We start from the raw sequence: 12,396 nt of genomic DNA, 5'->3' as shown, positions 1-12,396 counted from the left end.
TTAATTAGCCTTTTTTCTATTTTGAATTACAGTTCTTTTACCTTCACGACAAGATTGTGTTAAATGACGTTTTGCAGGACAAACTAATGTACAGCATCCACATTCTATACAATCCATGCCGTTATTTTTTTCAAAAAGTTCATATTCTCTTCGTTTAACTAAAGAATCTAAAGTTGAAGGAACTAAATTCATAGGACAAGCTTCTACACATCTGCCACATCTTATGCAGCTTTCTTCTTCTGGAAGTACAGCTTCTGTTTTAGTTAAAGCTAAAATTCCTGAAGTTCCTTTTATTACAGGTAAATCTAAAGTGCTTACTGCAGTACCCATAAGAGGTCCGCCTGAAATAATTTTTACTGGTTCTTCTTTAAAACCACCACAGGCTTCAATTAATTCTTTAAAAGAAGTACCTAATTTAACCCTTAAATTTTTTGGCTCTTTAATAGCTTCACCTGTAACAGTAACAACTCTTTCCAAAAGAGGCCTGCCACATACAACAGCATTATAAATTTCAAATATAGTACCCACATTTTGTACTATACAGTGAACATCAGAAGGAAGTTTTCCTGAAGGAACTTCACGCCCTGTAATAGCATATATAAGCTGTTTTTCTGCCCCTTGAGGATATTTTGTTTTTAAAACTGCAACTTCAATATTTGGATTAGAATCAGCAGCTTCTTTAATAACTTTAACTGCATCCATTTTATTATTTTCAATTCCTATATATCCTTTTACTCCAGGGAACAACTTAAGCACAATTTTTAATCCTTCTATTATTTCTTTTGCATTTTCAAGCATAAGACGATGATCACAAGTTAAATAAGGTTCACATTCTGCACCATTTACTATAATAGTGTCAATTTTTTTATCTGGCGGGGGTGAAAGCTTAACATGGGTTGGAAAAGCTGCTCCTCCCATACCTACTATGCCTGATTTGGCAATTATTTCTAAAATTTCTTCTCTAGATAAATCATTAAAATTTTCTCTAGGTTTTAATTCTGGAGATTCTTCATAAAGTCCATCATTTTCTATTATTACAGACATTACTTTTGAACCATTTACATGAGGCATTAAAGTTACGTTTTTTACAATACCAGAAACGCTGCTATAAATTGGAGCTGATAAAAAACCTTTGGCCTCACCAATTTTTTGACCAGCTAAAACTCTATCACCTTTTTTTACTAAAGGTTCACAAGGAGCACCTATATGTTGAGACATAGGAAAAATTAAATCCCCTTTTGGAAGCAGATTTTCAATTTTTTTATTTTCAGTAAAATGCTTACCATGAGGAGGAAGAACCCCTTTTTTAAAAGTTAAAAGCTTCATACAAACATCCCTCCTATATAATTTTTGAAACATATAACAATAATAATTTGTATGTTTCATATAAATTTATATAACCTAAAACTTCTGTTATATAAATATATTATATTCTGTATAATTATGATGAAAATGGTTACAATATGATATTTGTTTAATTCTCTGTAAAGCTTAATAATAAAATTAAACACATCATACTATCTGTATTAATATAATTATACATCAATAATTTTGTATACGCAATTTTGGTTTTTTTTTAACGATATTGTTTCTATTTTAACAAATTAATAAAAGTGGATACTATCTGTGATAATATCCACTTTTATTAAAAAAACTGTATTAACTATTTAAGCTTAAAATTATTAACTATATTAATCATATCCTTAGTCATAGTATTTAAAATTTCAGCAGAAGCTGCTACTTCTTCAGAGGAACTATTTAATTCTTCAGAAGATGCAGAAATTTCTTCAGATGATGCAGAAATTTCTTGCGATATGGAAGCAGATTCTTCAATTTTTGATAATATATTATCTTTATCATTACTGATATTTAATATAGAATTATTAATTTCATTAATTTTTGGAGTTATAGTGTTTATTGAATTTATAATATTATTAAAAGATTTCAAATTAATATTTATGATATTAATTTGATTGTCTAATTCAGATTTTATATCATTTGTAGTTTCTAATATATAAGATGAATTATTTGATATCCCTTTTATAAGTGTATTTATATTTAAAGAAGAAGATTTGCTTTGTTCTGCAAGTTTTCTTATTTCTTCTGCGACCACAGAAAATCCTCTTCCAGCTTCACCAGCTCTTGAAGCTTCAATTGCTGCATTTAAAGCTAAAAGATTAGTTTGTTCTGATATACTATTTATAAAATTAGTTATTTCATTTATTTTGTTTATATCTTCTTTAAGATTTGATATTTTATTTATAAATTCTTTAAAAGAATTTGTAATTGTTACTACTGAATTTGATAAAATTTGCATTTCGTTATTGCTTTTATTTGCTGCAGAATTTATATTTTTTGAGCTTGTATCTACTTCTGAAATAGAATTTACTATTTTTTCAAGTTTAGAAGAAAAATCATTTAAAATAGTTGTAATATTTATAAGTTTTTCAGACTGAGAACTTGTACCTTTTGCTACTTCGTTTATAGCAGTAGCAACATTTTCAGAAGATGAAGCCATTTCTTCTGATATAGCAGAAAGATTTTCTGCTTGAGATTCTATATTGATAGATTTTTCTTTTATATTTTTAACTATAAATGAAATATTTTCTATTGTTTTATTAAGTGCCTGTTTCATAATGCCAAATTCATTATGATTATTAACATTAATTTTAACATTAAGATTTCCCTTAGCTACCTCTTCCATAGTTTTTATCATATCTTGTGAAGATTTTTTTAATACTACACTAATTATATAGCTTATTCTCAAAAATATAATAATGCATACAGAAAAAATTATAATCATTAACATTATTGAAGATTTATATACATCGTTACTATTTTTTATTACATTTTCAGCCATGTTTTTGTTATAATCTATAAGCTTTGCTAGTTTATCTTCTGCAAGATAACCATAGCTAGATAAAGTACTTTTTTCATCCATAGTAGAACTTTCGCCGTTTTTAAGCTTTTCGTTAGTTTTTCTCCAAAATTCTAAGTATTTATCATAATAATCTTTAAATTGATTTATAGTTTCTTTTTCAGAATTACTAAGATTATAATTCATATATTCTTTTAACTGTTTATCTATTTTAGATGCATAATTTTCTATATTACTATTTAAAGTATAATCATAATCATTTAAAGCTGTTGAAGCTTCTACTCTAATATTTAAAAAATTTCCTTGGATTTCACTTAATTTAACAATAGGCTCAAGGCTATTTTCATACATAGAAGTCATGTTACCTTTAATAGTTTCCATATCATAAAATGATAGAGCACTTATTCCAATAATAAATACTATTGCTAAAATGCTTATTGTATAAATAGCAGTTGAAATTTTAATATTTTTAAATAATTTTTTCATGAAGTCATCTCCTTATGTAATAAAATACTTATTTTGATTATCGAAATAATTTAATCAAACTTTATATATCGAAATAATTTAGTTAAACTTTAGATTATGTTTTATAAATAATTGAGTAAATTATCTATAAATTAAAAATTTAAATATTTAATATCTATTATAAAATTTATTTCTCTGGAAATACTAAATTATGCTATTAATAATTAGGTTTTAAAGGAGAGTGTAGAATGTTCTATTTTTATATAGCAGCTTTAATAATTATAGTAAGTACAATTTTATATGCATTTATGAAATATAAAAATGAAGAAGAACATAATTTAATGGAGGATGTTCCAAGTGTAAGTGTAAGTAAAGAAGAGTTAGAAAACCATGCAGTTCAAATTTCTCAGCATTATGATGATTTTCATAAAAAATCAAATTGCAGAAGAAAACTTATGAAAAGTTTAGATAAAAGCTATAAAGATATATTAAAAGCTTATGAGTACATAGATAAAGATACAAAGAACAAAAGAGATATAGTACCAGCGGCTGAGTGGATGCTTGATAATCTTTATTTAATAGAAAAAGAATATAAAGATATAAAAAATAACATGCCAGATTCATATTACAGGGGACTTCCTGTAATAAATAAAGGTATTTTAAAAGGATACCCTAGAATTTATCATATAGCTGTAGAATTGGTATCTCATACAGACGGGAGAATAGATGAAAGTACAATAGAAACATTTATAAATGCTTATCAAAAAAATGCTGTACTTAATATGGGAGAACTTTGGGCACTTCCTATAATGATAAGAATAGCTTTAGTACAAAATATAAGTAAAATATCAAGAAATATAATATACTCTTTAAAAGAAAAAAAACGAGGAGATTTATTAGCAGAACAATTTATAAATGCTTATAATAAAAATAATTTAGAAGAAGAAATAAAAAAGATATCCAATGAAAATATAGATTTAAGTATACATTTTATAGAAAGATTTCTTAAGACATTAAGAGATAGTGGAATAGATAATACAGAAATTTATAAATGGATTGATTCTAAATTAGAGTTTCAAGATTTAACTGCTGAAAAAATGATAATTTTAGAACATAAAAGGCAAACATCTTTTCAAATATCTATTGGAAATTCTATAACAAGCATGAGAGAAATTGAAGCTATAAATTGGAGAAATACTTTTGAAGAGTTAAGTTTTGTAGAGAAAATATTAAAAAATGATCCCTTAAAAGTTTATGAAAATATGGATTTTGAATCTAGAGATAATTATAGGCATAGCGTGGAAAAATTAGCTAAAAGAAGTAATAATTCAGAAATATTTATAGCAAAAAAAGCTTTAGAATGTGCCGAAAATGGAGGAGAAGAAGATTTTAAAAAACATATAGGTTATTACCTTATAGATGATGGTTTAAACACATTAAAAGAAGTTATTAATTATAAAGAAAAAGGAATTTTTAGATTAAATAAAATTAATAAAAAATCAAAAGTAGTTATTTATATTTCATCTATTTTAATCTTAACAGTCATTTTAAATATAACTATTTTAAGTACAATTTATTCCCTAAATAGTAATATTTCTTTTTGGAAAACTATTATAGGTTTTATAGCATTAATAGTTCCATGCAGTGAAATAGTTATTTCTATATTAAATTGGAGTATAAATCATTTATCTTCTCCAAGATTTGTTCCAAAGATGGAATTTAAAGAAGGTATTAAAGAAGAATGTAGTACTGTAGTTATAATTCCAACTCTTTTAAGTAATGAAAATAGAGTACACGATCTTATAGCTGATATGGAAGTTTATTATCTTGCAAATATGGAAAAAAATTTATATTTTGCATTGCTTGGAGATTTTAAAGATAGCATTAGGGAACATGAAGAAGATGATAATAAAATAATTAAAGCTGCATTAGATGATATAAAAGCTCTTAATGAAAAATATTCAACAAATGGAGCTGAGATTTTTTATTTTTTAAACAGATATAGACAATTTAATGAAAAAGAAGGTATTTGGCTTGGGTGGGAAAGAAAACGTGGAAAGATTATGGAGTTTAATGCTTTATTAAGAGGAGATAAAAACACAAGCTACAATATAATAAGCGGAGATTTAGAAAAACTTTCAAAGGTAAAATATGTAATAACTTTAGATGCAGACACTCAGCTTCCAAGGGACACAGCCAAAAAATTAATAGGAGCCATGAGCCATGTACTTAACAGGCCTAAATTAGATTATGATAACAAAAGGGTTATAAGAGGATATGGACTTATGCAGCCAAGAGTAAGCGTAGGTACAGTAGAAGCTAATAAAACTATGTTTTCAAAGATTTTTTCTGGGGAAACTGGTATTGATATGTATACTACAGCTGTTTCAGATGTATATGAAGATCTTTTTGGTGAAGGTATTTTTACAGGAAAAGGTATATATGATATAGATGTATTTAATTTTATGCTTAAGGATGAAATACCTGAAAATACGGTATTAAGTCATGATCTTTTAGAAGGCTCATATGTAAGAACAGCTCTTGTTACAGATTTAGAACTTATAGATGGATATCCCGCTTATTATAATTCAAGTTCAAAAAGACTTCATAGATGGGTAAGAGGAGACTGGCAGATAATAAGCTGGATAACTAAAAGATCTCCAATAAATTTGCTTTCTAGATGGAAAATAATTGACAATTTAAGGAGAAGCCTTTTATCACCATGTATAATGATTTTAATAATATTATCTTTTTCAATATTACCTCGCAGTGATGAATGGCTTATAACGGCATTTTTAGCCATACTTTGTCCAATATTCTTTGATGTATCAGAGGCAGTAGTATCTCCTATTAAAGGTATAAGTCTATCAGGAAGAATAAATAATACCAAAATGGCTTTAGAACAAGTATTTTTAATATTTTGTTTTTTGCCTTATAATGCTTATTTAATGCTTGATGCTATAGTAAGAACAATATATAGAATGACAATAAGTAAGAAAAAACTTTTAGAATGGCAGACGGCTGCTGATGTAGAAGCTAAACTAGGCAAAAAATTAAGCAATTTTGTAAGAGAAATGTATCCTGGAAGCTTAATTTCAATTTTTATATTGATTTTAGCTTTTAATAATTCTATTACAAGTGGAATTTGTATTTTGCCTTCTTGCCTGCTTTGGTTTTTTAGTCCATATATAGCTTATTATGTAAGCAGAGATATAAAGCCTCCTAAATTAGATATAAGTACTGAAGATAAAGAAATATTAAGAAAACTTTCTAGAAAAACCTGGGCATATTTTGAAGACTTTGTAAATGAAGAAAATAATTATTTAGCACCGGATAATTTTCAAGAAGATCCTCCTAACAAAGTTGCTCATAGAACTTCTCCTACAAATATGGGAATGGGCATTACTTCTAATTTAGCAGCTTATGATTTAGGATATATTGGTATAATTGAGCTTTCTGAAAAAATTCAGAAAATAATTAACAGTATGGAAGAACTTGAAAAATATAAAGGGCATTTTTATAATTGGTACGACACTATATCAAAGAAGCCCCTTCATCCTAGGTATATATCAACGGTAGATAGTGGTAATTTAGTAGGTTATTTATATTTAACATCAGAAAGTTTAGATGAGTATTTAAAAAAAACTGTAATAAGTCAAAATAGGATTTATGGATTTTGTGATTTGATAAGTATTTGCAATGAAGAAATTGAAAATGAAGTTAAAATAAAAAATTTTTATACTCAAATTGTTAATGAAATAAAACAATCTGATATTGATATAGTATATTGGAAAAATATACTTATGAATGTGTGGAATAAAACAATAGAAATTAAAAAAATAAAAAACTGTGAAAGTTTATATTGGAATTCTAAATGCAGTCATTTTATAAGTAGTAATTTAAGAGAAATGCAAAAACTTTTCCCTTGGGTAGACTTAATAATAGAAAGACCAGACTCTTTAGAAGATTTAGCTCAAAAGGTTAAAGATATTTCTACTAATGTAGCTTTAGAAAATTTAGAAAATGCTATAGAAGAATTATGCAAAATTATAGAAAATGATTATAATAAAAGAACTTTGGGATCATTAGAAAAAGAATATATAAATGAGTTAAGCATACTTTTAAAAAATAGTAAAATTGAAATAGCTAAATTAATAAATAATATAAAGAATATAAGACAAAAATTAATTAATATGGCAGAAGATACTGATTTTTCTATTTTATACGATAAAAAGAGGGAGCTTTTTGCTATAGGATATGATATTGAAAAAGATACTTTAGGTAATTCTTATTATGATTTGCTTGCTTCAGAATCAAGGCAGGCGAGTTTTATAGCTATTGCCAAAGGAGATGTTGAACAAAAACATTGGTTTAAATTATCTAGAGCTATGACTCTTATGGGAAAAAGCAAGGGATTGGTTTCTTGGAGTGGTACTATGTTTGAATATTTTATGCCGCTTCTTATAATGAAAAACTATCCTGATACACTTTTAAATGAAACTTATAGAGCGGTAATAGATGGACAAAAAAGGTATTGTAGTGAAAGAAGGGTACCTTGGGGGATATCCGAATCTGCTTATTATTCTTTTGATCCTGCTTTAAATTATCAATACAAAGCTTTTGGGGTTCCTGGTATAGGACTTAAAAGAGGCCTTGTAAATGAGATTGTAATATCTCCTTATTCAACAGTTATGGCACTTTTAATAGATTTTAAAAGTGCTGTAGATAACATAAAGAGATTAAAATCTGAAGGATTGGAAGGTAAATATGGATTTTATGAAGCTATAGATTATACAAAGGAAAGACTTCCAAAAGGTAAAAAGAAAGCAATTGTTAAGTGCTTTATGGTACATCATCAAGGTATGAGTTTGATGGCACTTAACAATGTATTAAATAACAACGTATTTCAAGAAAGATTTCATAGAATACCTGCTGTAAAAGCAACGGAACTTCTTCTTCAAGAAAAAGTTCCAAGAAGGGTTATATATGATAGAGAACAGCAATTTGAAATTTCTTCCAATGTAACTTTTGAAAAACAAAATATGATTTCAAGAAAATTTAATACTGCAAAAACTAAATATCCAAAGACTAATATTTTATCTAATGGAAGTTATTCTATGATGATAACAAATAGTGGAAGTGGATATGGAAAAGTTGACGATATGACAGTATATAGATGGAGAGAAGATGTTACATTAGACAACAGTGGTATGTTTTTTTATATTAAAAATTTAAATTCTAATGAATTTTGGAGTGCAGCATATGAACCATGCAAAACCGAGGCTGAAAATTATGAAGTTATATTTTCTTTAGATAAAGCAGAATTTAAAAGAAAAGATGGGAATTTAACTACTCGTATGGAAATTGCTGTTTCAGAGGAAGATAATGCTGAAGTTAGAAGGATTTCTATAACTAATCATAGTGAACATTCAAGAACAGTAGAAATAACAAGTTACTTAGAAGTTACTTTAGCTTCATATAATGCAGATATAGTTCATCCTGCATTTAGTAACTTATTTATAAAAACAGAATTTATAGATAATCCGTCTTGTATAATAGCAAACAGAAGGCCAAGAGCAAAAGGCCAAAAAAAGCCGCATATAATGCAAACAACTGCTATAAAGGGAGAGGCTATAGGAACTATACAATTTGAAACCAGCAGGGCAAACTTTTTAGGAAGAGGAAGAGAAATTTCAAATCCTATAGTTATGGATAATGATGCACCATTAAAAAATACTGTAGGAGCAGTTCTAGATCCTATTATAAGCATAAGAAGAAGGGTAAAGATAAACCCTGGAGAAACAGTTAAGATTGCTTATACAACAGCAGTATGTGATACAAGAGAAGAGGCAATTGATTTAGCTAAAAAATATAGTGAAATGCATAATATAAACAAAGTATTTGATATAGCTTTTACTCAAACTTTAGAAGAACTTAAATATTTTGGTATAAAGTCTAATCAAGCTAATTTATATCAAAATATAGCTTCTAAATTGATTTTTATTAATTCAAATCTAAAGGAAAGAGAAGAATATATAAAAAATATTAAAAAGTATCAATCAGCTTTATGGCCTTATGGCATATCAGGAGATTTGCCAATACTTCTTACTATAATAAGAGATGAAAAAGATATTGATTTAGTAAGGCAGGTATTACAGTGCCATGAATATTTAAACAATAAAGGTGTAAAGGTTGATTTAGTTATATTAAATCTTCAAAATACTATTTATTTGCAGCCTCTTTTAGATTCAATAAGGGATTTGATATCTTCAAGTTTTTCAAGAGATAAAATGAATAAACCAGGAGGGATCTTCCTTTATAGTAAAGAAATTATGCCTATAGAAGATATAGATTTTTTGATTTCTATATCAAGATTAGTTATAGATTCAGAAAAGGGAAATTTAATTCAACAAATTAAATCTGAAGATGAAGAAGAAATTCAAGTAAAACTTATAAATACTAAAAATATAAATTACAACATAAAAGATTATAAGTTTGAAGATTTAAATTTAGAATTTTGGAATGGTTATGGAGGATTTGATACAGAAAATAATGAATATGTAATAATTTTAAAAGATTACAAAAATACTCCTGCACCTTGGATAAATGTAATATCAAATGGAGAATTTGGATTTCATATATCTGAAAGCGGTAATAGTTATACTTGGTATAAAAATAGCAGAGAAAACAAAATAACTACTTGGTCAAATGATCCTGTAAGTGACCCTATCACTGAAGCTTTGTATATAAGAGATGAAGAAAGTGGTGAAATTTTTGGAATAACACCAAAACCTCTTAGAGATGATGGTGAGTATAGAATACATCATGGTTTTGGATATTCAGTTTTTGAACATGTATCTCATGGCATAGTATCTCATATGACTTCTTTTGCAGCTTTAGATGAAAGCGTTAAATTTTGCATAGTAAAACTTAAAAATATATCAGACATAGAAAGGAAACTATCTCTTACTTATTATGCTCAGCTTGTACTTGGAGTAGTTCCACAACAAACATCACAGTATATATCAACATATTTAGATGAAGAGAAAAACTTTATATATGCTAAAAATCCATATAGTGAGCATTTTGGTAAGGCGTATGCTTATTTAAGTATAGCAAATGGATTAGATAAATCTTTCTTAGGAGATAGAACAGAATTTTTAGGAAGATGTGGAAGTACAGAAAATCCGGAAAGTTTAAAATATGAAAGCTTATCAAACAAAACTGGTTCAGGGTATGATCCATGTCTTGCAGCAAGTAGTAAATTTAGTATTAAACCTTTAGATGAAATAAATTTAATAATACTACTTGGACAAAATGAAAATTTAGAAAAAATAAAAGAAATTACTCAAGAATTTAATAAAATAGAAAAAGCAGAAAAAAAGCTTGTAGAAGTTAAAAATTTCTGGAAAGATTTGTTATCTAAAATACAAGTTAAAACACCGGATAAAACTATGGATATAATGCTTAATGGGTGGCTTATGTATCAGACAATTTCTTGTAGATATTGGGCAAGAACAGCTTTTTATCAATCAGGTGGAGCTATGGGATTTAGAGATCAACTTCAAGATGTTATGGCTGTAGGATATTTAAAGCCTGAGTTTACAAGAAATCAGATAATTTATAGCGCTTCTAGACAATTTTTAGAAGGAGATGTTCAACATTGGTGGCATCCAGTAGTAAATAGTGGAATAAGAACGAGATTTTCTGATGATCTTTTATGGCTTCCTTATGTAACAATAGATTATATAAGAAATACTGGTGATTACAGTATATTAGACGAAGAAGTAAATTACTTAGAAGAAGAACCTTTAAAAGAAGGAGAAGACGAAAGATATAAAGTTACTCCACCTTCAGCTAAAAAAGGAAGCATATATGAACACTGCATAAAAGCTATAGATGTATCTTTAAAATTTGGACCTCATAATATACCATTAATGGGCAGTGGTGATTGGAACGATGGCATGAGCACTGTTGGGAATAAAGGAAAAGGAGAAAGTGTATGGCTTGGGTGGTTTTTATATAGTATATTAGATAAATTTAAAGAACTATGTAAATTTAAAAATGATAATGAAAGAGCTAATAAATATGAAGAGATGCAAAATTTTATAAAAGAAAATTTAGAAAAAAATGCTTGGGATGGCGGATGGTATAGAAGAGCTTATTTTGATGATGGAACACCTCTTGGTTCTATTGAAAATGACGAATGTCAAATAGATTCTTTAGCCCAATCTTGGTCTGTTATATCTGGAGCAGGGAAACGCTCAAGATGTGAAGAAGCCATGGAGGCTTTAGAAAGACATCTTATAAAAGAAGATAAAGGTATTGTCTTACTCTTGACTCCAGCTTTTAATAACTCAAAACTTGAACCAGGATATATTAAAGGATATGTACCTGGTGTTAGAGAAAACGGAGGCCAATATACTCATGCAGCTACTTGGGTAGTTTTAGCTATGGCAAAACTTGGTTATGGAAATAAAGCATGGAGAACATATAATATGATAAATCCTATTAACCATTCAAAAACTTATTTTGAAGCTGAAAGATATAAAATTGAACCATATGTTATGGCAGCAGATGTTTATAATACACAAGGGCATGAAGGCAGAGGAGGATGGAGCTGGTATACTGGAACTTCGGGATGGATGTTTAGAGTAGGTATAGAGGGAATTCTTGGACTAAAATTAAAAGAAGGTAAGGGATTTAGTATAGAGCCATCTATTCCTAAAGAATGGATGGAATATGAAATTCAATATAAAAAAGATAATGCCACTTATAATATTAAAGTCAAAAGAGCTCAAGAATCAAAAATTTATTTAGATGGTAATATTTTAGAAAATAACTTAATACCATACTTAAAATCAGGAGAACATAAAGTTGAAGTATATATAAAATAATATTGTATTATATTTATTCAATAAAAAGCTAAATTTAGTTTAGTAAAATAAATAAATTCTGTCATTTTTTATTTATAAGAAGGATTTTATAAACTTTTATAGAATAATATAAAACAAATGATAATAAATAATTATTATCTAATACAAATATTTATT

3 protein-coding genes are annotated in these 12,396 nt (G+C 27.3%); 1 reads left to right on the top strand and 2 read right to left on the bottom strand.

Annotated features, from left to right (window positions below; all coding sequences use genetic code 11):
- Positions 1-1,326 carry an electron transport complex subunit RsxC gene (gene rsxC, locus B5D11_RS05675; protein ID WP_078682078.1) on the bottom strand — a complete coding sequence of 442 codons (1,326 nt, stop codon included), beginning with the start codon at positions 1,324-1,326 and terminating at the stop codon, positions 1-3.
- Positions 1,327-1,663: 337 nt separating this feature from the next.
- Positions 1,664-3,364 (bottom strand): methyl-accepting chemotaxis protein, encoded by a 1,701-nt coding sequence (locus B5D11_RS05670; protein ID WP_078682077.1) that lies wholly within the window; start codon positions 3,362-3,364, stop codon positions 1,664-1,666.
- A gap of 227 nt (positions 3,365-3,591) precedes the next feature.
- On the opposite strand from B5D11_RS05670, the gene B5D11_RS05665 reads away from it, so the two are divergent.
- Positions 3,592-12,240, top strand: a complete 8,649-nt coding sequence (locus tag B5D11_RS05665; protein WP_078682076.1) for a GH36-type glycosyl hydrolase domain-containing protein — start codon at positions 3,592-3,594, stop codon at positions 12,238-12,240.
- Positions 12,241-12,396 lie beyond the last annotated feature (156 nt).

This window comes from Clostridium sp. USBA 49 (assembly GCF_900167505.1).
Lineage (GTDB): Bacteria > Bacillota > Clostridia > Clostridiales > Clostridiaceae > Clostridium_AT > Clostridium_AT prolinivorans.
Note: the sequence above shows the minus strand (reverse complement) of the source record. Positions and strands in the feature narration are given on the sequence as shown.